Source organism: Bradyrhizobium sp. URHA0013, assembly GCF_000518345.1.
Classification (GTDB): Bacteria; Pseudomonadota; Alphaproteobacteria; order Rhizobiales; family Xanthobacteraceae; genus Bradyrhizobium.
Map to the genome: position 1 here is coordinate 352,873 of NZ_KI912427.1, position 21,717 is coordinate 374,589.

At 64.9% G+C, this 21,717-nt stretch carries 19 protein-coding genes; 10 read left to right on the forward strand and 9 right to left on the reverse strand.

The genetic code is table 11. The annotated features are described in order from the left end of the window. Positions 1 to 3: 3 nt before the first annotated feature. The 5 genes from cysW (at position 4) to N551_RS0131065 (ending at position 4,581) form a co-directional block, all read left to right on the forward strand. Positions 4 to 915, forward strand: a complete 912-nt coding sequence (gene cysW, locus N551_RS0131045) for a sulfate ABC transporter permease subunit CysW (protein ID WP_027570237.1) — start codon at positions 4 to 6, stop codon at positions 913 to 915. Next, a complete protein-coding gene (locus tag N551_RS0131050; protein ID WP_027570238.1) occupies positions 905 to 1,942 on the forward strand; it encodes a sulfate/molybdate ABC transporter ATP-binding protein in 1,038 nt (345 codons plus the stop codon). The genes cysW and N551_RS0131050 overlap by 11 nt, the downstream gene beginning before the upstream one ends. Positions 1,943 to 2,033: 91 nt before the next feature. Continuing rightward, on the forward strand, positions 2,034 to 2,537 hold the full coding sequence (locus tag N551_RS0131055) for a CAP domain-containing protein (RefSeq protein WP_027570239.1): 504 nt from the start codon (positions 2,034 to 2,036) through the stop codon (positions 2,535 to 2,537). A gap of 78 nt (positions 2,538 to 2,615) precedes the next feature. Then, the gene (locus tag N551_RS0131060; protein ID WP_027570240.1) at positions 2,616 to 3,791 is read left to right on the forward strand and encodes a patatin-like phospholipase family protein; all 1,176 of its coding nucleotides are present in this window, start codon (positions 2,616 to 2,618) and stop codon (positions 3,789 to 3,791) included. A 1-nt stretch (position 3,792) separates the two neighbouring features. Then, positions 3,793 to 4,581, forward strand: coding sequence for a 3-hydroxybutyrate dehydrogenase (locus N551_RS0131065; protein WP_027570241.1), 789 nt, complete (start codon positions 3,793 to 3,795; stop codon positions 4,579 to 4,581). A gap of 46 nt (positions 4,582 to 4,627) precedes the next feature. Here N551_RS0131065 and N551_RS0131070 read toward each other — a convergent pair whose 3' ends face one another. The 3 genes from N551_RS0131070 to N551_RS0131080 form a co-directional block, all read right to left on the reverse strand. Next, positions 4,628 to 5,452, reverse strand: coding sequence for a sulfite exporter TauE/SafE family protein (locus N551_RS0131070; protein ID WP_027570242.1), 825 nt, complete (start codon positions 5,450 to 5,452; stop codon positions 4,628 to 4,630). A 193-nt stretch (positions 5,453 to 5,645) separates the two neighbouring features. After that, entirely contained in the window at positions 5,646 to 7,013 is a 1,368-nt protein-coding gene (locus N551_RS0131075; protein WP_027570243.1) for a flippase, read from the reverse strand. Positions 7,014 to 7,243: 230 nt separating this feature from the next. Next, positions 7,244 to 8,083, reverse strand: a complete 840-nt coding sequence (locus tag N551_RS0131080) for a protein-disulfide reductase DsbD domain-containing protein (protein WP_027570244.1) — start codon at positions 8,081 to 8,083, stop codon at positions 7,244 to 7,246. Between the two features lie 142 nt (positions 8,084 to 8,225). Here N551_RS0131080 and N551_RS0131085 point away from each other — a divergent pair, with 142 nt between their 5' ends. Next, positions 8,226 to 8,870, forward strand: coding sequence for a YqgE/AlgH family protein (locus N551_RS0131085; RefSeq protein WP_007605477.1), 645 nt, complete (start codon positions 8,226 to 8,228; stop codon positions 8,868 to 8,870). Positions 8,871 to 8,999: 129 nt separating this feature from the next. Here the strand turns inward: N551_RS0131085 and N551_RS0131090 are convergent, their stop codons facing one another. Together N551_RS0131090 and N551_RS0131095 are read right to left on the reverse strand one after the other, a co-directional pair. Beyond that, entirely contained in the window at positions 9,000 to 9,887 is an 888-nt protein-coding gene (locus N551_RS0131090) for a TauD/TfdA family dioxygenase (protein ID WP_027570245.1), read from the reverse strand. Between the two features lie 200 nt (positions 9,888 to 10,087). Beyond that, positions 10,088 to 10,867 carry an SDR family NAD(P)-dependent oxidoreductase gene (locus N551_RS0131095; RefSeq protein WP_027570246.1) on the reverse strand — a complete coding sequence of 260 codons (780 nt, stop codon included), beginning with the start codon at positions 10,865 to 10,867 and terminating at the stop codon, positions 10,088 to 10,090. A gap of 98 nt (positions 10,868 to 10,965) precedes the next feature. Between N551_RS0131095 and N551_RS0131100 the strand changes: the two genes are divergently transcribed. Continuing rightward, a complete protein-coding gene (locus tag N551_RS0131100; protein ID WP_027570247.1) occupies positions 10,966 to 11,703 on the forward strand; it encodes an SDR family NAD(P)-dependent oxidoreductase in 738 nt (245 codons plus the stop codon). A 73-nt stretch (positions 11,704 to 11,776) separates the two neighbouring features. Then, the gene (locus tag N551_RS0131105) at positions 11,777 to 12,151 is read left to right on the forward strand and encodes a CsbD family protein (protein WP_027570248.1); all 375 of its coding nucleotides are present in this window, start codon (positions 11,777 to 11,779) and stop codon (positions 12,149 to 12,151) included. 181 nt (positions 12,152 to 12,332) lie between these two features. On the opposite strand, the gene N551_RS0131110 is transcribed toward N551_RS0131105, so the two are convergent. Both N551_RS0131110 and N551_RS0131115 read right to left on the reverse strand, forming a co-directional pair. After that, positions 12,333 to 14,027 (reverse strand): SGNH family hydrolase, encoded by a 1,695-nt coding sequence (locus tag N551_RS0131110; protein WP_027570249.1) that lies wholly within the window; start codon positions 14,025 to 14,027, stop codon positions 12,333 to 12,335. 202 nt (positions 14,028 to 14,229) lie between these two features. Then, on the reverse strand, positions 14,230 to 15,627 hold the full coding sequence (locus N551_RS0131115; RefSeq protein ID WP_197031215.1) for a lytic murein transglycosylase: 1,398 nt from the start codon (positions 15,625 to 15,627) through the stop codon (positions 14,230 to 14,232). A 204-nt stretch (positions 15,628 to 15,831) separates the two neighbouring features. Here N551_RS0131115 and N551_RS0131120 point away from each other — a divergent pair, with 204 nt between their 5' ends. Then, positions 15,832 to 16,707 (forward strand): UTP--glucose-1-phosphate uridylyltransferase, encoded by an 876-nt coding sequence (locus N551_RS0131120; protein WP_007599884.1) that lies wholly within the window; start codon positions 15,832 to 15,834, stop codon positions 16,705 to 16,707. Positions 16,708 to 16,813: 106 nt separating this feature from the next. Here the strand turns inward: N551_RS0131120 and N551_RS0131125 are convergent, their stop codons facing one another. Further along, entirely contained in the window at positions 16,814 to 18,310 is a 1,497-nt protein-coding gene (locus tag N551_RS0131125) for a diguanylate cyclase (protein WP_027570251.1), read from the reverse strand. 144 nt (positions 18,311 to 18,454) lie between these two features. Here N551_RS0131125 and N551_RS0131130 point away from each other — a divergent pair, with 144 nt between their 5' ends. Then, the gene (locus N551_RS0131130; protein WP_027570252.1) at positions 18,455 to 18,724 is read left to right on the forward strand and encodes a hypothetical protein; all 270 of its coding nucleotides are present in this window, start codon (positions 18,455 to 18,457) and stop codon (positions 18,722 to 18,724) included. Positions 18,725 to 18,736: 12 nt separating this feature from the next. On the opposite strand, the gene N551_RS0131135 is transcribed toward N551_RS0131130, so the two are convergent. Next, positions 18,737 to 21,613, reverse strand: coding sequence for an EAL domain-containing protein (locus N551_RS0131135; protein WP_026232774.1), 2,877 nt, complete (start codon positions 21,611 to 21,613; stop codon positions 18,737 to 18,739). Between the last annotated feature and the right edge of the window lie 104 nt (positions 21,614 to 21,717).

Here is a 21,717-nt window from a genome sequence, read left to right on the forward strand (position 1 = left end):
ATCATGACGATGCAGATCGCAGATTCGGTTTCGCTCTCGGCTCCCGACGCCAAGGCACGCGCGCATGCGGCGGCCGCGCGGAACAACCTGCGCACCGAACCGCGCGCGGTCCGCATCGTCATCATCGCGCTGGCGATGACCTTTCTCTCTGTCTTCGTCGTGCTGCCGCTGGTCGTGGTGTTCGCGCAGGCTTTCTCGAAGGGAGTCCTCGCCTATTTCGCCGCGCTGGCCGACCCGGAAGCGCTGTCCGCAATCAAGTTGACGCTGTTGGTTGCGGCAATTTCCGTCGGCCTCAATCTTGTCTTCGGCCTGGTCGCGGCCTGGGCGATTGCAAAATTCGAATTCTCGGGCAAGACCTTCCTGATCACGCTGATCGATTTGCCATTCTCGGTCAGCCCCGTCATCTCGGGCCTCGTCTTCGTGCTGCTGTTCGGCGCGCAGGGCTATTTCGGCGGCTGGCTGCGCGATCATGATATCCAGATCCTGTTCGCGGTGCCCGGCATCGCGCTTGCGACCACCTTCGTGACCTTCCCCTTCGTGGCGCGTGCGTTGATCCCGCTGATGCAGGAGCAGGGCACGCAAGAGGAGGAGGCCGCGATCTCGCTCGGCGCCTCGGGCCTGCAGACCTTCTTCCGCGTCACGCTGCCCAACATCAAATGGGGCGTGCTCTACGGTGTCCTGCTCTGCAACGCGCGCGCGATGGGCGAGTTTGGCGCGGTCTCTGTGGTCTCCGGCCATATCCGCGGCGAGACCAACACGATGCCGCTGCTGGTCGAGATTCTCTACAACGAATACCAGTTCGTCGCGGCGTTCGCGATCGCCTCGCTGCTGGCGATGCTGGCGCTGATCACGCTGATCGCGAAAACCGTTCTGGAAAATCACCTCGACGAAGGACACGACGCAAGTGAGCATTGAAGTCAGGAATCTCGTCAAGAAGTTCGGCAGCTTCAAAGCCCTCGACGGCGTCGACCTCAAGGTCAATGACGGCGAGCTGCTGGCGCTGCTCGGTCCGTCCGGCTCGGGCAAAACAACGCTGCTGCGCATCATCGCCGGCCTCGACTGGCCCGATTCCGGTGAGGTGTCTTTCAACGGCGAGGATGCGCTGGCGCAGGGGGCGCGCGAGCGGCACGTCGGATTCGTGTTCCAGCACTACGCGCTGTTCCGCCACATGACGGTGTTCGAGAACGTCGCCTTCGGGCTGCGCGTGCAGCCGCGCGCGATCCGCAAGGACGAAGCGACCATCCGCGCGCGCGTCAAGGAGCTGCTCGATCTCGTGCAGCTCGACTGGCTCGCCGACCGTTATCCGAGCCAGCTCTCCGGCGGCCAGCGCCAGCGCATCGCGCTGGCCCGCGCGCTCGCGATCGAGCCGCGCATCCTGCTGCTCGACGAACCCTTCGGCGCGCTCGACGCCAAGGTGCGCAAGGAGCTGCGCAAATGGTTGCGTTCGCTGCACCATGAGATCAACGTCACCTCAATCTTCGTCACCCATGACCAGGAGGAGGCACTCGAAGTCGCCAACCGCGTGGTGGTGATGGACAAGGGCAAGATCGAGCAGATCGGCTCGCCCGATGACGTCTATGAGAGCCCCGCGACCGCCTTCGTCCACAGCTTCATCGGCGAATCCATCGAGCTTCCGGTGCTGATCGCCGACGGTCTCATCACGCTCGGCGACCGGCCGCTTCAGCTCGCGGCAGATGGGCTTGCGCCTGGCGCGTCAAGACTGTTCGTGCGGCGACACGACATGCTGGTCGGCCCGCCCGGCAGCGGGGCCTTCGAGGGCGCCGTGCGGCATGTCCGGAATTTCGGTCCCGTACAGCGGGCCGAGGTGGCACTCGCTGGCGGCGAGACCATCGAGATCGACGCTCCCCGCGACAGGGAACTGCGCGCCGGCGACACGATCGGCCTGGAGCCCCGCCGCTACCGGATATTTGCGGGCACCTGAGCGGGATCAAAGGGTCAATTTTTCCTCAATATTCACCTTTCAGCCACGGTTGGTATGCAACAACGGCCCCCTGATTTGGGGGCTCCTGTTCATGCGCGCCGCGGCCGCAATACTCATCACTTTGCTGCTCGCCGGCTGCGCCGGCAACGAAGCACCGGTCCAGCAACCCTCGATGTATGCCGATATGGCTGTCCCGGGCGCAAAGCTCGATGCGCAGGCGGCAGCGATCATGATTTCGCAATACCGCCAGAACAACGGGCTCGGGACCGTCGTGATCGACCCCGAATTGATGCGGCTCGCCGAATCCCAGTCCCAAGCCATGGCAGCGGCCAACAAGATGGACCATGACGTCCGCGCGCCGCTGGCCAAGCGCCTCAGCGCCGGCGGCTATCCGGCGACCGTTGCAGTAGAGAACGTCTCGGCTGGCTATCACACGCTGGCGGAAGCGTTTTCGGGTTGGCGCGACTCGCCCCCCCACCGCGCCAACATGCTCAAGAGCGGTGTCACAAAATTAGGCATCGCGGCGGGCTATGCTCCCGGCACCAAATACAAGGTGTTCTGGACCATGATCCTGGCCTCGACGGACGCCCGATAAGCCAGACTTGATCCCGGGATGCATTGACGCCGCGGCAGACTGTCGCCACGGTCGCTCGCCATCTGCTACTGTTCCCGCATGACCGATCATAGTCCAGAAGTCGCAACAATCCCCGCGAACGCGCAACGTGTCCTGGTCCTCCAGGGCGGCGGCGCGCTCGGCTCCTATCAGGCCGGCGCCTATCAGTCGCTCTGCCATGCCGGCTTCGAGCCGGACTGGGTCGCCGGCATCTCGATCGGCGCGGTCAACGCCGCGATCATCGCCGGCAACGAAGGGCAGACGCGCGTCAAGCGGCTCAAGGAATTCTGGGAGATGGTCTCCGCGCCGGTGCCGTGGAAGCCGATCGGCAAGAGCGATCACAGCCGCGAACTGTTCAACTCGACCAGCGCCGCATTGATCGCGACCTTCGGCGTGCCAGGCTTCTTCACGCCGCGCATCCCGCCCGCGCCGCTCTGGCCGCCCGGCAGCCCGCAGGCCGAGAGCTATTACGACACCGCACCGCTGAAGAAGACGCTGGAGCGACTGGTCGATTTCGACCGCATCAACGATCTGAAGACGCGGCTGTCGGTCGGCGCGGTCGGCGTCACCTCGGGCAACTTCAAATATTTCGACAATTTCGAGTTCAGGAAGCTCGGCAAGAAAATCGGCCCCGAGCACATCATGGCCTCCGGCGCGCTACCGCCCGGGTTTCCGTCCATCGTCATCGAGGGCGAGCATTATTGGGACGGCGGCATCGCCTCCAATACGCCGCTCGACTACGTGCTGGACGCCGAGACCGACCGCGATCTCCTGATCTTCCAGATCGACCTGTTCAGCGCGCGCGGCGATCTGCCGACCTCGCTGCTCGAGGCGACCGAGCGCGAGAAGGACATCCGCTTCTCCAGCCGCACGCGGATGAACACTGACAAGAACAAGCAGGTGCACAACGCCCGCAGGGCCGTGCGCGACCTGATTTCCAAATTGCCCGATTATCTCAAGAACGACCCTTCCGTGGAATTCCTTGCCAAGGTATCGCGCGAAAGCACTGTGACTGTGGTGCACCTGATCTACCGCAGCAAGAATTACGAATCCTCGTCCAAGGATTACGATTTCTCGCATGTCGCGATGGTCGAGCATTGGGAAGCCGGCGTGCGTGACGTGCATCTGTCGATGCGCCACAAGGACTGGCTCGAGCGGCCGCAATCCGGCGAGACCATGGTGACCTACGATCTCACGGGGGACGTCACTGCGCCCCCGCCAAAAAGGAGCGAGTAATATGGGAAGTCTGTCAGGCAAGAATGCCGTCGTGACCGGTTCGACCAGCGGCATCGGGCTTGCCTATGCGCGCGCCTTCGCCGCCGCCGGCGCCAATGTCGTCATCAACGGGTTCGGCTCGCCGGAGGACATCGAGAAGGAGCGCGCCAAGATCGAGTCCGATTTCGGCGTGAAGGCGGTCTATTCGCCGGCCGACATGACCAAGCCGACCGAGATCGCCGGGATGATCGCGCTCGGCGAGAAGAGCTTTGGTTCGGTCGACATCCTCGTCAACAATGCCGGCATCCAGTTCGTCTCGCCCATCGAGGAATTCCCGCCGGAGAAATGGGATCAGATCATCGCGATCAACCTGTCCTCGGCGTTCCATGCCATTCGCGCAGCCGTCCCCGGCATGAAGAAGAAGGGCTGGGGCCGCATCATCAATACCGCTTCCGCGCACTCGCTGGTCGCTTCGCCCTTCAAGTCGGCCTATGTGTCGGCCAAGCACGGCATCGCCGGCCTGACCAAGACCGTGGCGCTCGAGGTCGCGACCAGCAAGATCACCTGCAACTGCATCAGCCCCGGCTATGTCTGGACGCCGCTGGTGGAGAAGCAGATCCCCGACACCATGAAGGCCCGCAATCTCACGCGCGACCAGGTCATCAACGACGTGCTGCTCGATGCGCAGCCGACCAAGGAGTTCGTCACCTCCGAGCAGGTCGCAGCCCTCGCGCTGTTCCTGTGCGGCGACGATGCCGCGCAGATCACCGGCAGCAACCTGTCGATCGACGGCGGCTGGACCGCGGAGTAGAGCGCGACGGCTGGCAAATGGCGGAGCCGAGCTCCGCCGTTTTCGTTCAGTGCGTCCAGGCCAGCGCCGTCTCGAATGCCGAGGACAGGTGCAGCTCCGCGAACATGATCTTGCCGGCGACCACGAACAGCACGCAGGCAAGGGTCAGGCGCAGCACCGTCTCGGGGACGCGCGTCGCGCTGAAGCTGCCGACGATGATGCCGGGCAGCGAGCCCAACAGCAGCACGCCCATCAGCGCCCAATCCACGTCGCCAAGAGCCCAATGCCCCATTCCGGCGATCAGCGTCAGCGGGACGGCATGGGCGATGTCGGAGCCGACGATGGTCGCCACCGGCAGGCGCGGATAGAGCAGTAGCAGAACGGTGACGCCGACCGCGCCGGCGCCGACCGATGAAATCGAGACCAGCACGCCGAGCACGATTCCGGTGACGACGGTTGCGATCGCGGTGGTGCGGTCATCGACCTGCTCCAGGCGCCGGCGATAGCGCTCCATGATCGATCTGCGGAAGATCAGCGAGGTCGCGGTCAGCAGCAGCGCGAAGCAGAGCACGAGGTTGACGAGATTGCGCTCGGAATCGCTCTTGAGGTCGAGCTTCCACAGCACGAGCAGCGTCAGCGCGCTCGCCGGAAGGCTGCCGCAGGCGAGCCGCAGCACCGCCGGCCAGTGCACGCTGCGCGACCAGCCATGCACCAAGCTGCCGCCGGTCTTGGTGGCGGCGGCATAGAGCAGGTCGGTGCCGACCGCGGTCGATGGATGAATCCCGAACAGCAGGATCAGCAGCGGCGTCATCAACGAACCGCCGCCGACGCCGGTCATCCCGACCAGCAGGCCGACGCCGAACCCGGAGGCGACGTAGAGTGGATCGATCATGTCCAGGGAATCTTAGGTTTATCTCGTCAGTTGGGCAATATGACGTAGAATAAACTTTCCCTGCAGCGCAACCGATTGGGGGTAATAAGAAAAATCGTGCTGCGCTCCTGGCGATAGGTAGGCATTCGCGTTGTTCCCGGGCGCGCTTCGAAGCAGCCGTTCCCCGAGGGCAGCACGCGAGGCAGGCGGAAGTCTATTTCCCGAACGCCAGCACGTGCAGCCCGAGCCGCTGTCGCACGATCCAGAACAGCAGCACCGTCTCGAAACTGAGCGAGATCGAGGTCGCGGCCGCAGCACCATGGCCGCCGAAGTGCGGCACCAGCGCGATGCAGAGCACCAGGTTCATCGCAAAGGCCAGCGCATAGGCCAGCGCGCAGATCTTCTGCTGGCCGAGCATGTTGAGCAGCCGTTCGACCGGGCCGATCGCGGATCGGACCACCAGGCCAATGGCGGCGACGAACATGATGTCGTAGCCGACCACGAATTGCGGCCCGAACAGCCAGAGCAGCGGCTTGCCGAGCGCGAGCAGCACGATGGTCGCCGCCAGCGACGGCCAGAACGTCCAGTTGATGGCATGCGCCACGTAAGCCGACAGCCGCGCCTTGTCGCCGCTTGCATTGTATTCGGCGAAGCGATGCGCGGTCGTTGCCGACATCGCGTAGTGGATGAAGGAGACCAGCGCGAGCGTCTTCACCACGGCGAAATAGACGCCGACCTCGTCGGAGGGGCGGAACTGCTGAAGCACCAGCACGTCGGTGTAGGACAGCAGCAAATAGAAGCTTTCGACCAGCAGGATCGGCAGCGAGACGGCGAGCCAGCCGCTGACGTCGTAGGCCTTGGGACCGGGCTCGATGTGACCAGCGAGCTTGCGGTTCAGCACCACCATCTGCCCGGTCATCGCGATCCACACCGCGCCGGCACTCGCGATCATCGCGGCGACCGCGCCGAGATGATAGCCGAGCAGGAAGGCGCAGGCCGTGATGCCGATGATCAGCGCCTGGCGGATGATGAATTGCGGCATCAGGCCGAGCTGCATCCAGTCATGCGAGCGCGCGATGCCGTCCTGGGTGTTGGCGACGACGAAAGCGGGCAGCGTCATGCAGCCGATATAGAGCGGCAGCTCTTCGGCCGGCTCGATCCAGGGTGACAGCAATTTGACGAGACCGGCGAGGCCGAGCGAGACCAGCGCGGAAACGGCAAAGGTCAGCCAACGGCTGCCCGAGAGAAAGCCGCGCAGCAGCGCATGCTCGCCACGGGCGCGGTATTCCGGAATGATCTTTTGCGCGGAGGCCGAGATGCCGAAGTCCATCATGCTGCCGAGCAGCAGCACCCAGGTCCAGACATAGACATAGACGCCGTAGTCCGACGTCCCCATCCAGCGTGCGAGCAGCACTTGCGAGAAATACGCAAGGCCCGCGCTGATCACGCGGATAACGAAGATGGTGCCGGCCAGCCGTCGCGTCAGCGATGCCTCGCTCGACCCGCCCGTCAATTTTTCGCGCAGCCGCGCGATCAGGCCGGCAGGTCCGGTCGTTGCGGGTTCTGCATCCATCACGGCCAAATCGAAGGGTCCCCGAGGCGCGCACGAGTGCTGCGGCAGACTTGCCGCAGGAGCCCTGGGGATTAGCAACCATTCGTTAAGATTCGGTTGGATCAAGGATGTCGTCCTGGCGAATGCCAGGACCCATACCGCGTGATCTGTCAGGAGGAATTGGGTAGCAGTTCCAAAAAAGGAATCTTCGCCAAACTAATCCCTGGGTAATGGGTCCTGGCTTTCGCCAGGACGACGTCTCAGTCCAAATTGGTATTGAACTCGTACGACTTCTCCGGTCCGACCAGCGTGAACTTCAGCGCTGCGCCGTCGGGCTTGGCGCCCGGCGGCAGTCCGTCGAGTTCGAAAGAAAATCGCTTCACGCCCGGTGGGCTGGGCTCGACCGGCGCCGGGATCGGCAACGCCCAATCGGGCGTCGGACCTTCCACATAGAGATTGACGGTGCGCGCATCCGGCACGACGACGTCCACCACCACATTCTTGGGCCCGTCGCGCTTGACGTCCCGGATGGTGAGCGGATTGGGATCGCCGATCGTGGCAGGCTTGGGCACGGTGTCGAGCGCTGCACGCAAATTGGCGTCCTCGGTCGAGGCGACGCTGTTGAAGCCAAGCTCGGCGCGGGCCTCGACCGGAATGCAAAGCTTTTCGCACACCGCATAATTGATCTCGGCGCGCAACGTCACCGGCTTGTCGGCCGCCTTGGCGATGATGCGCAGGGGCAGCACGATCTGGTCGTGATAGCCGATCGAATGGCCGCCCGCGCCGTCGTCGAATTTCTGCGGGGCCGGCCACATCACCGTCACCGCCTCGACATTGTCGGATTTCGAGAAATCGAAGCGCGGCGGAACGCCGGAATCGCCCGGCATGCGCCAATAGGTTTTCCAGCCGGGCTGGATCTGGAAGGCGATACCGCCGAGCAGGACGGCGCCGCTGCGCGATCCCGCCAGCAACCGCACCGCGGAATGTCCATCGCGCTGCCACGGCGATGCGTCGTTGGCATGGGCCGCAAGCGCCAGCGACGACGCGAGCAGGGTTGTCGCGACGCCAATCGCCGCACGCCGGGGAACTCTTGTCAGCATGGTACGTCTTTACAGGGTCACCCCGCGGCAAACCATTGAATTGCTTGTGATGGATGCACTTGAATCAAGGCCCTGCAAGCCTTGATTTGACAGCGGCCCGGCCCGACATCAGGATAGGAATTGAAACCGGAGTGCTTCACCGATGGCTCCCACAGGCAAGAGGACGGGCGAAAGCACCCGCAAGTCAGCCCCCGCGCTCCCGAGTTCGGCGGGCTACCTCGACGGCCAGCTGTTGATCGCCATGCCCGTGATGGGCGACGAGCGCTTCGAGCGCTCGGTGATCTATCTCTGCGCCCACTCCGCCGAAGGCGCGATGGGCATCATCGTCAACCACCCGGCCGGCAGCATCGACTTCCCCGAGCTGTTGCAGCAGCTCGGCATCATCAACAAGGGCGAGCACATCAAGCTGCCTGAGAACGCCGAAAGCATGAAGGTGCTGCGCGGCGGTCCGGTCGATACCGGCCGCGGCTTCGTGCTGCACTCCAGCGATTTCTACATCGAGAACGCGACGCTCCGGATCGACGACGGCGTCTGCCTCACCGCGACCGTCGACATCCTGCGCGCCATCGCCAACGGCTCCGGCCCCAAGCACGCCATCCTCGCGCTCGGTTATGCCGGCTGGGCGCCCGGCCAGCTCGAGACCGAAATCCAGAGCAACGGCTGGCTGCATTGCGACGCGGATTCGGATTTGATCTTCGGCGATGACGTCGACGAAAAATACGGGCGCGCACTGCGCAAGATCGGCATCGATCCCGGCATGCTCTCGAACGAGGCCGGGCACGCCTAGCGCCTCGCTGTCATGCCCCGCGAAGGCGGGGCATCCAGTACGCCGCGGCGCATCGGTTCTATCACAACTGTCTCGGAGTACTGGATCGCCCGGTCAAGCTGGGCGATGACACCGATTGCTGAGTAACGCCTACTCCGCCGCCTGCTGCTGGACCGTCGGCTCCGTGCCTGCGACCGTCGCGCGGCGCATGTCGCGGGGCTGCGACTGGTCGTAGCGGCGGACGCGGTGCATGGTCTGGCGGTTGTCCCACATCACGAGGTCATGCAGCGTCCATTTGTGGACGTAGACGAACTCGCTCTGGGTCGCGTGCTCGTTGAGATCGCGCAGCAGCAGCCGACCCTCGGGGACGCTCATGCCGACGATCTTGCCGGCATGCGATGAGAGATAGAGCGACTTGCGGCGATGAACGGGATGGGTGCGCACGAGACGTTGCAGCACCGGCTTGAACATCTGCTTCTCATCGTCGGTGTATTCGGTGAAGCCGAGCGATCCCCGCGAATACATCAGCGAGTGCTCGCAGACGAGGTCCTCGATCTCCGCCTTGGTCTCGTCGTCAAGCGCGTCATAGGCCGCGCGCATGTCGGCGAATTCGGTGTTGCCGCCCTTCGGGTTGAGCACGCGGGCCGACAGCAGCGAGAATTTTGCCGGGATGGGGCGGAACGAGCTGTCGGAATGCCACAGGCAGTTGCCGAGGTTGAACAGATGCGCGCGGCTGTCCTTTGCCAGCGGCTTGCCGTCCTTGCCGAGATTGGAGACGTCGTTCAGGCCCGATTGGAGGCGGTAGTCCTTTTCCTTCGTGACCGTGCCGCCGCGCGCGTCCTCGCGCTGGCCGAAATTCAACGCGAAAGCCATCTGCTGTTCGTCGGTGATGTCCTGGTCGTGGAACACCAGCACCGCATATTTGTCCATGGCGGCTTCGATCTCGCGCGCCTCGGCCTCGGTGAGAGGTTGCCGCAGGTCGAGGCCGGAAACCTCGCCGACAAAATGTTTGTGAAGCTGCCGGATGGCGATCGTCATGACGTTTCTCCCGCGAACCGCGAGCGGTTGGTCCGCTCTGTCGGTGAAAAAGTTACTCCCGTAACAAGCGATGTCAACGCTAGGCGCGCATAGCTGCCCGTAGCCCGGATGGAGCGCAGCGTAATCCGGGAAGTCTTCCCGCGAGGTGAGAACCCCGGAGTGCGCTGCGCTCCATCCAGGCTACGCACCTTTGGTGCCGCTCACGCGTTGCGCGCCATCAGGCCGCCGTCGACGGGGATCACCGCGCCGGTGAGGAAGGACGCTGCCGGCAGGCACAGGCTCAGCGTCATGTGCGCGACCTCTTCGGGGTCGCCGTAGCGGCCCAGTGCAGTGCGGCGCTTGGCGTAGATGGTCTTGTGCTCTTCCGAGATCCTGTCTGTGATGGCGGTGCGGACCGGCCCCGGGCAGATGCAGTTGACGGTGATGCCTTCGCGGCCGAGCTCCACCGCGAGCGAGCGGGTGAGGCTGGCGACGCCGCCCTTCGCCGCCGAATAGGGGCTGTGCAAAGCGGTGGCGCCGAGCGCCTCGGTCGAGGCGATGTTGACGATGCGCGGGCTCTTCGACTTGCGCAAGTGAGGCAGCGCGGCGCGGATGATGCGCGGATGAGCCGTCAGCATCACCGCGATACCCCTAGCCCAGGCGTCCTCATAGGCCTCGTCGTCGATCGCGACGCGCACGGAGATGCCGGCATTGTTGACGATGATGTCGAGCCCGCCGAAATGCGTCGCGACGTCGCCGACCACGCGCCTGATCTCATCGCCGTCGGCCACGTCGAGCTTCCAGGCTTTCGCGGCTCCGCCGCTTGCCGCGATCTCCTTCGCCACGGCGAGTGCGCCCTGCTCGTCATAGTCGGTGACGGCGACGTTGGCGCCCTCGGTGGCGAACACGCGGGCCGTTGCGCGTCCCATGCCGCTGGCCGCGCCGGTGACGAGAACAGTCAGGCCCTTCACGGAGCGGCTGAGCTGTTTGAAATCGGACATGGTGTTTCCTCGTGCTCTGCTTGTTCTTGTTGTGATTGACAAGGCTGTCATCGATCCGCAGACAGGTCAAACAAGCAAGACGATCGGGGAGGCCAGCGATGACGAACGAGCTCGATTTCTCAGGCAAGCAGGTGCTGGTCGTCGGCGGATCCAGCGGCATCGGCAGCGGTATCGCGCAAGCCTTTCGCGTCAGGGGCGCGCAAGTCGCGGTCTGCGGCACGCGTGCTCACGCGAAGGAATATTCAGCTGAGGAGGGCTCGGATCTCACCGGTCTCTCCTACGCGCAACTCGACGTCGGCAATGCCGGAGCGGTCGAAGCGTTCAAGCCGTCGTTCGATCGGCTCGATATCCTGGTGCTCGCGCAGGGCGCGGTGCTCTATCGCCGCGGCGAGTTCGAGATGGCTGGCTTTCGCAAGGTCGTCGAGGTCAACCTGATGAGCCTGATGGCCTGCGCCACGCGATTTCATTCCATGCTGCGGGACTCGCGGGGATCGCTGATCATGGTGTCCTCGACCGCGGCCTATCATTCCACCATGGGCAATCCTGCTTACAACGCGTCGAAGACCGGGGCTGTCGGATTGACACGGACGCTGGGCGAGGCCTGGGCCGAAGACGGCATCCGCGTCAACGGCATCGCGCCCGGTCTGGTCGACACCAAGATGACGAAGGTCACGACCGAGAATCCCAAGCGGCTCGAAGGTGCACTTTCACGCATTCCGCTGCGGCGATTGGGCACGCCTGCTGACATGGCGGGCGCGGCGCTGTTCCTGGCATCACCGCTGTCGTCCTACATCATCGGCCAGACGTTGGTCGTCGACGGCGGGCTGATTCTCTGAGTCCAATTTCAAGTCAGATGGAACTGCGCCGCTCCTGATCGGTTACTTGGGCTGACCCCCGAGGAGGAGCATCATGGATAAAGATCGGATTGTCGGATCGGCCAAGGAATTCGCCGGACGCGCGGAAGGCGCTGTCGGTGATCTCGCAGGCGATGCGCAGACACAGGCGTCGGGCAAGGCACGCGAAGCGGCCGGCACGGTGCAGAATCTCTACGGCCAGGCCAAGGATGCCGTACGTGACGCGACCGACACCGCGGCCAGCTATGCCAAGGACGCCTACGACAAGCCGGCCGAAACCTTGCGCGACGGTTCGCAGGCGATTGCCCAGAAGGTGCAGGACAACCCGCTCGGCGCGCTGCTGGTCGCCGGCGGCATAGGCTTCGCGCTCGCGTTGCTGATGGCACGGCCTTCCCGCCGCCCGCCGCCGCGCTGGCGCTATTACGGCTGAAGCCAACGCAATAAGCATCTGGCCCCGGACGCAGTGCGGCGTGTAACGCCGCACTGTGAGCCGGGGCCCATTCTTTTTGTGGCCCATTCTTTTGTGACTGTCGGACGTGCTGGGTCCCGGCTCTGCGCAGCAGCGTTTCACGCTGCAGCGCGTCGGGGACACGAGATCTCAGCTTAGAAAATTATCGGAACACTTCCGCCGATCGCCCGACATTGCCAGGCGGACGCGGGATCGCGGGGTTGGGATTCGGATTGCGCGGCGCCGGCGCCAATTGACGCGGCGGGGGCGGCGGCGAGCCAAAGCCGAAGAAATCTCGCATCGATGGCGCTGCCTGTGCCGGTTGCTGCGGCACCGGTGGCTTCTTTGGCGCAAGCTTTGGCGGGGCGATCGCTGCGGCCGCACCCGGCGTACCGCCATCAGGCGTCGTCGCGGCGACCGGCGTATCGCCCTTGGCCTGCTCGCGGCCGACTTCGCGGCGCGGCCAGGCATAATCGTCAGCGCGGCCGGCCGGCGCAGCCAGTGGCTCGCCCTTCACCATCGTCTTCGCAGCGAGCGCATCGACGGCGGCAGGACGTGAGCCCGGCCCACCCAGCAATTGATCGGTCGAGATCGAGGCCGCAACCAGCGGCACGATCGGGCCGGCCAGCGGCCGCGGCGCGGGCTTGCCGGGTTCGGCACTGGTGTCGGGGGTCGCCGGTTCGCTCGGCAGCGCGATCGGGCCGGAGCGCCCGGCGAGCAGGCGGGTGATCTCGCGTTCGACATAGTGGGCGAGCTTGCGCGCGCCGGGTTTTGTGAAATAGACGCCGTCACCGCTGCGGAGTTGACGGATCTGGCCTTCGAAGTCCGGGCCCTTCTGCAAGAAGCGGCCGGCCTCGTCGACAAAGCCGTCCCAGACGTCGACGTAAGTGATGCCGGCCTTGGCCGCGCCTTCGCGATAGAGCGAATCCAGGAACAGCATGTCCGCGGTGCCCTTGGGACCGCGGATCGCGGGCAGGCCGACCCAGAGCACCGGCACGCCCTTGGACTTGAGGACGTTGGCGAGCTCCTCGATCTTCTTGCCGTAGAGCTCGACCCAGCGTTCGTCGCGGAATTCGTAGAGGCCGTTCGGGTTACGCGCGGTCTTCTCGGGCGCAGCGACTGCGGGTGCGTCAGCGTTGTCGGCATCATCCTGCGGCAGGTCGGCATCGGCCGGCTTGTCGTCCGGCTTCGCGGCGGTGTCGCCGGGCTTGGCATCGCCGGGCTTGGCCGGTGGTTTGCCGCGCGCGCCCTTGTCGTTCTTCTTGTCCGTCGCCTTGTCCGATTTATCGGGCGCCGCCGCCTCGCGGATCGCGATGCGGTCGTTGAGGCCGAGCATCACCACGATCACGTCGGGCTTCTCGGTCTCGAGAATGCCCTTTGCAGCAGCCGTCCAGTCCGAGGGCTCACCCTTGGGCTGATACTTGATCAGGCCGGACGTGGTCTTGTGCTTGCGGATCACGCCCATGTCGGGCTGCTCGGTGTAGGCATCCTCCAGGCCGTAGGCGAGCCAATCGGCCATGGCGTCGCCGATCACCAGCACGTTCCTGTCGGGAATGGTCTCGCGCTTGGCCGGCGCCGGCGCGCGCGAAAAGTCCTGACGCGGTGCTTGCGGCTGTTGCTGCTGGAACGGCGCGAAGAAGTCGCCGCCGAACCATCCGCCACCGCCACCGCCACCGCCACCTCCACCGTTCCGCGGCGGCGGCGGAGCCGCGCGCTGCGGTGGGCCGCCGAAGCCGGGGAAGTTGAAGAACTGCGCCGAGGCGGGTCCCGCGACCGACACCAGAATCGCAAGCGCCGTCCCCAGCGCGATCAGCGGGCCGGTCTCGGTCAGCACCTTGAACAGGGACTTCTTCGACATGCGATCTCGGCACGTGCAATGGGGATCAGGACAGGCTCGATATAATAACGGAATCGGGCGCCAAACGGGCAGATTCTCTTTCAGATTCTCTTCAGATCCTTGAGATCCTTGGCCCAAGATTATTGGCCCATACACGGCGAACCGCCGCCCCGGTCAAGACTGCCGGCCAAAATCCCTGTTCAGGGTTACTTTCGACGCGATTTTACCGCCCGCGCAGCCGGTCCAGCGCGTCGGAGGAGGCAAATCCGTCCGCGGGGACCCCGATCGAGGCCTGGAAATTGCGCAGGGCTTCCCGGGTCTGGCCGCCGAACTGACCGTCGGGAGTGCCCTTGTAGAAGCCGCGCTGGGCCAGCAGCTGCTGGAGTTCCAGCCGTTCGGTCCGGGACAGCTCCCGTTCCTGCCGCGGCCAAGGCTGCACGAACGGCTGGCCGCCGCGCAGGCGGTCGGCGAAATGGCCGATCGCCAGCGCATAAGCCTCGGCCGGATTGTACTTCATGATGACCCGGAAGTTCTGCAGCATCAGGAAGCCCGGCCCTTGGGCACCGGCCGGCGCCAGCAGATAGGCCTTCTCGGCCGGATGCGGGAAGGGCTGGTTGGCCGGGCGCTTGAGGCCGAGCTTTTCCCATTGCACCACCGTCATCGCCTTGGCGCGATCGGCCAGCATGTAGTTGAAGCCCTGGGGCACCACGACCTCGTAGCCCCAGGTCTGGCCGGCCTGCCAGCCGTCCTTCTTCAGATTGTTGGCGGTCGACGCAATCAGGTCGGAGGGATTGTCGACGACGTCACGCCGGCCGTCGCCGTCGCCGTCCACGGCAAAGCGCTTGAACGCGGTCGGCATGAACTGGGTCGGGCCGAAGGCGCCGGCCCAGGACCCGCGCAATTGTTCGGGCCTGAGATCGCCGCGGTTGAGGATCTCCAGCGCGGAGAGGAATTCGTCCTTGAAGTAAGCCTGGCGGCGGCCGATGCAGGCGAGCGTCGCGGTCGATTGCAGCACGCTGCGGTCGCCCATCTGGGTCGAGTAGTTGGACTCGATGCCCCATATCGAGGCGATGATGTAGCGATCGACGCCGGTGGCTTTTTCGGTGGCGTCGAACTGCGCCTTGTATTTGGCCAGGACCTCGCGGCCCTTGGCGAGGCGGTTGTCGTTCACGAGGATGTCGAGATAGTCCCAGATCGACTTGGTGAACTCCGGCTGCGAATCCATCAGGTCCATGATGCGCAGATCGGGCGCGAGGCCTGCCGTGAAGCGCTGGAAATTTTCCTGCGTGATGTTGCGCCGTGCGGCATCGGGCCACATGCCCGCGACGCAATTGTTGAAATTGCCCGCGGCCTCGCGGATCGCGGCGGCCGTCATCAGCGGATGACCGGAGGCGCCGTCCTCGCCGGTCCAGGGTTGAACTCCCGTTTGAGCCCCGCTGGGCCCGGGCGCTGCTGGCGAAGGCGCCGCGTTGGGGCCGGAGAAGATACCGCCGAACAGATTTGACAGACCGTTCTGAGCCTGCGCGCCGGCGGGAAGCGGGAACAGCAGGGCGGCCGCAATCATCGTCGCACCGGTCACGGACCCGCCCCGTTTTGCCAGCCCTGCCATTGATTGCATCATGTCCACACCTGTCCGGCCAAAATCCGCCCCTCAGGAGGCCTGGTTACGGTTGCCAACAGCTTAACAAAGGTGAAATTTTGATGGTGGCCTTTTTCTTAACTCTGTGAGGATGAGGCCCCACATCCGCCTTTGTTGGCGGCTGCAAACAAGCTAGCAAGATGCCATTGCTCCCTTCACGTGTTCCTCAGGTATTCGATCAATCCCATGAAAATCCGCAAAGCCGTATTTCCGGTTGCCGGCCTCGGCACCCGCGTCCTGCCCGCCACCAAGGCGATGCCGAAAGAAATGCTGACGATCGTCGACAAGCCGCTGATCCAGTACGTCTATGACGAGGCCCGGGAAGCCGGCATCGAGCACTTCATCTTTGTCACCGGACGCAACAAAAGTGTCATCGAAGATCATTTCGACCGGATGTTCGAGCTCGATGCGACGCTGGCCGCGCGCGGCAAGAAGACCGAGCAGGACGTTCTGGCGCAGAACCAGCCGGAGGCCGGCGCCGTCAGCTTCACCCGCCAGCAGGCGCCGCTCGGCCTCGGTCACGCGGTCTGGTGCGCGCGCGACATCGTCGGCAACGAACCGTTCGCCGTCGTGCTGCCCGACGAACTCGTGCTCAATTCGCCCGGCTGCCTGAAGCAGATGATCGACACCGCCAGCAAGCTCGGCGAAAAATCCAACGTCATCGCGGTCGAGCCGGTGCCCGATCATCTGACCCATCAATACGGCATCTGCGGCGTCGGCAAACGCACCGGCAAGATGTTCGAGGTCGACGGCATGGTCGAGAAGCCGGCCAAGGGCACCGCGCCCTCCAACCTCTCGATCACCGGCCGCTACATCCTGCAGCCGGAGATCTTCAAGATCCTGGAGACCCAGGAGCGCGGCGCCGGCGGCGAGATCCAGCTCACCGACGCCATGATCGGCCTCGCCAGATCGCAAAAATTCTACGGCGTCGAGTTCGAGGGCGAGCGCCACGATTGCGGCTCCAAACCCGGCTTCCTCCGCGCCAATATCGCCTACGGCCTGAAGCGGCCGGAGCTGCGTGACGGGCTCATTGCGGAGATGAAGAAATATCTGGGGCAGTAGCGCTCCGCTCGTCATTGCGAGGAGCGAAGCGACGAAGCAATCCAGGCTGCCTCCGAGGCGACAGTCTGGATTGCTTCGCTTCGCTCGCAATGACGGAACGAACTCCTCACGCCACCAGCGACAGCTTCGGCAGGCTCGCGACCACCGACTGGTTGCGGCCGCCGGCTTTTGCGGCGTAGAGGGCCTTGTCGGCGGCGGCGACCAGCAGCGGCCAGTCCATGCCCGTGGTCGGAACGAGGCTCGCGATGCCGCAGGACACCGTCGAGCTCGTGTGGTCGTCGGACCAGCCCTGCACCTTGGCGCGGATCTTCTCGGCCACCGTGAGGGCGTCGGTGACCGAGGTGCCCGGCAGCAGCACCGCGAATTCCTCGCCGCCATAGCGCGCCGCGCAATCGCCGGCGCGGCTCACCGAATCGGAAATGCAGATGGCGATGCCGACCAGCACCTGGTCGCCGGCCTGGTGGCCGAACGTGTCGTTGTAGGCCTTGAAGTGATCGGCATCGATCATCAAGAGCGCGATCGGCGTCTGCTGCCGCATCGCGCGGCGCCATTCGACGTCGATCACCTGGTCGAACTTGCGGCGGTTCTTCAGGCCGGTGAGCGCGTCGGTCGTCGCCATCTCCTCGAGCTTGCGCTCGGCCTCGGCGCGCCGGCCGATCTCGCGCGCGAGCACCAGCGTCGATGCGAGCATGAACAGGCTGAGCGCCAGCACCACGGCGCCGATGCGGTAGGCTTCCCTCTGCCAGAGCTCGAACACCGCGGCCAGCGGTTTGCCCGCCACCACGAACAGCGGACCGCTGTCGCTGCTGCGCACATAAAGTCGCGGAGTCGGATCGACCGGGCCCTGGCCCGCATAGGAGGCGCCGACCCGGAGATTTTCGGCCTTCCATGTCCGCCGATCGTTCAGGTTGGTGCCGATCACGTCGAGGTCGAACGGGCGCCGCATCATGATGGTGCGGTCGCGCTTGAGCACGGTGATGGTGTCATGGGGATCGAGGTTCAGCCGCTCGAACAACTCGTGGAAATAGCTGAAGCGGATCGAGCCGGCGACGACCCCGAGGAAGCCGCCGTCGGTGTCACTGATGCGCCGGCTCAGCACGATTGCATAGGCGCCGCGGAACAGCATCGGGCGGCTGATGAAGAGGCCCGTTTCGGGACTGTCCCGATGGGCCTTGAAGTAATCCTCGTCGCCCCGGTTCACGGCAACGGGATCGAGCGTCGAGGCGTCGATGGTCAACCGGCCGTCGGCGTCGAACACCTGGATCGCGCCGAAATGCCTCGCCGTGGTCGAATGGTCGAACAGGATGAGGTGACGGATCGGCTTCGAGACCGTGGCGATTTCCGGCAGCAGCATGTTGCTGGCGACCGCCTTGAGGGCCAGATCGTAGATCTCGATGTTGCGGCTGACGTCGGACTCGATGGTCGTCGCCAGGTTTTCCAGCGTCTGGCGGGCGAGCGCCTCCTCGCCGCGGCGCATGTCCAGCATGACGTTGACGCAAATGGCGGAAAAGCCGATCACCGTCACCACGGACGAGATGATCAGCAGCTTCGCCGAAAGCCGCCATGGCCGTCGGGCCGTGACGTCGCGCCATCGAGACAACATCGTTTGCTCCCGGCACCAGTGAATGCGCCCGAAAGCTTGAGTAGTGTTTAAGCCGGGACGGCGCTGCCGGAATGAGTTAAAAATTGGTTTCCGCGGCTCACGTTTTTGGGCAAAGCGGGCCTTCGACCAGCGAAGAGGACAGCGGTGAACGACTACGACGCGTTGCGCGATTATCTGATGCGGCAGAAGCAGACGGAATTCGTGCTGACCTATGAACAGATCGAAGAGATCATCGGCGCGGCCCTGCCGCGCGCGGCGAATCGTGCCTCATGGTGGGACAGCCTGCGCAGCCCGGATATCCAAATGCCGCAACGCGAAGCCTGCCTCGCCGCGGGTTTCAAGGCGATGCGGATGCCGGACGGCGAGAGCGTGCGGTTCACCAAGCTGAAGAGTGACCGGCGCAGGCCTGGGTGAGGCGAGGGGAAGCTAGCTCGCCGCTTCCAGGCGCACTTCCGTGAGCAGGCGCATCGCGGCGTCGGCATCCATGGGTTCGCCGAAGGCAAACCCTTGCGCATATTCGCAGCCCATCTGGTAGAGCTCAACCGCGTCGGAATCGGTCTCGGCACCTTCGGCGACCACGTCCATGCCGAGGTCGTGCGCGAGCGCGATGATGGACTTCAGGATCACCGGGCGGGTGCCGCGGTTGGTGGTGCGAACGAAGGACTGGTCGATCTTGATGGTGTCGAACGGGAAGCGCTGCAGATAGGCCAGCGACGAATGCCCGGTGCCGAAATCGTCGAGCGACAGCCCGGTGCCGAGCTCGCGGATCCGCGTCAGCATCTGTGCCGCGTGCTCCGGATTCTCCATCACCAGCGATTCCGTCAGTTCCAGCTTCAGCGTGCCGCGCGCGACCGAGGAGCGCGACAGCACGGTGCGGATGTCGTGGATCAGATCATGGCGCAGCAATTGCCGCGAGGAGACGTTGACCGATGCGAAGATCGGCTCGCGCGAGCGCATCGCGCGCTGCCAGATCGAGAGCTGCTTGGCGGTCTGGTCGAGCACGAACATGCCGAGGTCGATGATCAGGCCGGTCTCTTCCGCGATGGTGATGAATTCCGACGGCGCCATGCGTCCGAGCTTGGGATGATCCCAGCGCACCAGCGCCTCGAAGCCGGCGACCGAACGGTCTTCAAGCCGCACGATCGGCTGGTACAGGATCGTGAGCTCCTGCCGCTCGATGGCACGGCGCAGTTCGCTCTCCAGCGTCAGCCGGTCGGTCTTTCGCGCGCGCATCGCGGACTTGTAGACGTCGATGCGGTCGCCGCCGATGCGCTTGGAGTGATACATCGCAAGCTCGGCGTCCTTGATGATCTCGTCCGTGAGCTGAACTTGCGGATCGGACAAGGCAAGGCCGATCGAGGCCGTGAGAAATATCTCGCGTTCGTTGAAGGCGATCGGCGCGCGGATGGTCTTGCGGATGGTCTCGGCGAAGGCGGTGATGCGGGCGGGGTCCTGCTCCGACAGCAGGATCAGGCCGAACTGATCGCCGGCGAGCCGCGCCAGCGTATCCTGCGGCTTCAGGATGCGGGTGAGGCGGCGGGCCAGCGTCAGCAGGATGGAATCGCCGACCGCGATGCCGACGGAATCGTTGACCTGCTTGAAGCGGTCGAGGTCGATCACCATCAGCGTCGGCCGCAGCGTCGGCATGGTCTTGGCAAAATGCGCGACGGCGCCGAGGCGGTCCATGAACAGCTTGCGGTTGGGCAGGCCGGTGAGATTGTCATGCACGGAATCGTGGAGCAGGCGCTCCTCGGCGTTGCGGAGCTCAGTGACGTCGGTGAGCGTGCCGACCACGCGCGAGACCTCGCCGTCCGAGCCGACCACCGGGCGCGCCTTCAGCGCGAACCACATGAAGTGACCGTCCGGCGTGCGCAGGCGGAAATCCTGCACCAGGCGGCCGCGGCGCTGGTCGAGCACGCTGTCGAGCGCGGCGCGGAAACGGTCCTGGTCGAGCGGGTGCAGCACTTCGAGCCAGGAGGCGGCCGGACCTTCCAGCGTGCCGCGTTTGAGGCCGAGCAGGGCTTCGGTCTCGGGACTGGTGAAGACCTTGTCGGCGGAGACGTCCCAGTCCCAGATCAGATCGCCGGAACCGGCCAGCGCCAGCGCGCGGCGCTCGATGTCGGAGACGACGCCGGTGGTGGCGCCGCCGCCGGCGAACGCATGTTGCATCACCGTGAAGCCGATCAGCATCACGATCAGCACGAGGCCGCCGAGCAGGGCAGGGCCGACGATGTCGTTGGTGACGGAGCCCGCGACCGTCATGCCGGCCGCGACCACCCAGACCACCAGCAGGAACCAGGTCGGGATCAGCAGCACCGCGCGGTCGAAGCCGTGGGTGGAGAGATAGACGATCAGCGCGAAACCGGCGAAGGCAATCAGCACCAGCGATATGCGCGCGATGCCGGAGGCCACCGCAGGGTCGAACAGGGCCAGCGCCACCAGCGAGCCCAGGAACGCGAGCCAGCCCACCGTGATGTGGGAATAGCGCACGTGCCATCGACTGAGATTGAGATAGGCGAACAGGAACACCAGCAGCGTCGCCGCCAGGATCGCCTCGCCGGCCGCGCGCCAGATGCGCTCGGCGTTGTTCGACATGTCGAGCACCTTGCCCCAGAAGCCGAAATCGACGCCGATATAGACCAGCACCGCCCAGGCCAGCGCCGCCGCGGCCGGGAACATGATGCTGCCCTTGACCACGAACAGAATGGTCAGCACCAGCGCCAGCAAGCCGGAGATGCCGATCACGATGCCCTGGTACAGCGTGAACGAGTTGACCTTGTCCTTGTAGGATTCCGGCTCCCACAGATAGAGCTGCGGCAGCTTGTCGGTGCGCAGCTCCGCGACGAAGGTGACGACGGCGCCGGGATCGAGGGTGACGCGGAAGACGTCGGCGGTCGGACTCTCCTGCCGCTCCGGCCGGTCGCCGGTCGAGGGCGTGATGGTCGCGATGCGCGACAGCCCGAGATCGGGCCACAGCAGCCCCGAAGAGACGATGCGGTAATGCGGGGCGACGATCAGGCGGTCGAGCTGGTCGTCGGTGTTGTTGGCGAGCGCGAACACCACCCAGTTCTGGCCACCCTCGCGGGCGCGCACCTCGATGCGGCGGACGATGCCGTCGGTGCCGGGCGCGGTGGAGACCTGGATCCGGTCGGCGTCGCTGCGCTGATGCTCGAGCACGCCGGTGAGGTCGATTGCGGGCGCGTCACCGCGGACGCTGACAGCGTCGAGCGCGCGCGCCGGGAACGCGCAGACGAGAATCATGAGGCCCAGCGCTATGGGCGCGAGGCACCTGATCAGACGCAAGGTCAGTTCTCCGCGTTCGACGCAAACTCTTCGGTGCAGGCTCTTCGGTGCACGGCGTTTTCCGAACGGAACAAGGTGGTTCGGTGCGTCGCGATAGATGCCAC

What these genes read in the sequence shown, in the direction of transcription:
- cysW (WP_027570237.1), top strand. Translation starts at nt 4, where the DNA reads ATGACGATGCAGATCGCAGATTCGGTTTCGCTCTCGGCTCCCGACGCC.
- N551_RS0131055 (WP_027570239.1), top strand. Translation starts at nt 2,034, where the DNA reads ATGCGCGCCGCGGCCGCAATACTCATCACTTTGCTGCTCGCCGGCTGC.
- N551_RS0131060 (WP_027570240.1), top strand. Translation starts at nt 2,616, where the DNA reads ATGACCGATCATAGTCCAGAAGTCGCAACAATCCCCGCGAACGCGCAA.
- N551_RS0131065 (WP_027570241.1), top strand. Translation starts at nt 3,793, where the DNA reads ATGGGAAGTCTGTCAGGCAAGAATGCCGTCGTGACCGGTTCGACCAGC.
- N551_RS0131070 (WP_027570242.1), bottom strand. Translation starts at nt 5,452, where the DNA reads ATGATCGATCCACTCTACGTCGCCTCCGGGTTCGGCGTCGGCCTGCTG.
- N551_RS0131080 (WP_027570244.1), bottom strand. Translation starts at nt 8,083, where the DNA reads ATGCTGACAAGAGTTCCCCGGCGTGCGGCGATTGGCGTCGCGACAACC.
- N551_RS0131085 (WP_007605477.1), top strand. Translation starts at nt 8,226, where the DNA reads ATGGCTCCCACAGGCAAGAGGACGGGCGAAAGCACCCGCAAGTCAGCC.
- N551_RS0131090 (WP_027570245.1), bottom strand. Translation starts at nt 9,887, where the DNA reads ATGACGATCGCCATCCGGCAGCTTCACAAACATTTTGTCGGCGAGGTT.
- N551_RS0131095 (WP_027570246.1), bottom strand. Translation starts at nt 10,867, where the DNA reads ATGTCCGATTTCAAACAGCTCAGCCGCTCCGTGAAGGGCCTGACTGTT.
- N551_RS0131100 (WP_027570247.1), top strand. Translation starts at nt 10,966, where the DNA reads ATGACGAACGAGCTCGATTTCTCAGGCAAGCAGGTGCTGGTCGTCGGC.
- N551_RS0131105 (WP_027570248.1), top strand. Translation starts at nt 11,777, where the DNA reads ATGGATAAAGATCGGATTGTCGGATCGGCCAAGGAATTCGCCGGACGC.
- N551_RS0131110 (WP_027570249.1), bottom strand. Translation starts at nt 14,027, where the DNA reads ATGTCGAAGAAGTCCCTGTTCAAGGTGCTGACCGAGACCGGCCCGCTG.
- N551_RS0131115 (WP_197031215.1), bottom strand. Translation starts at nt 15,627, where the DNA reads ATGATGCAATCAATGGCAGGGCTGGCAAAACGGGGCGGGTCCGTGACC.
- N551_RS0131120 (WP_007599884.1), top strand. Translation starts at nt 15,832, where the DNA reads ATGAAAATCCGCAAAGCCGTATTTCCGGTTGCCGGCCTCGGCACCCGC.
- N551_RS0131125 (WP_027570251.1), bottom strand. Translation starts at nt 18,310, where the DNA reads ATGTTGTCTCGATGGCGCGACGTCACGGCCCGACGGCCATGGCGGCTT.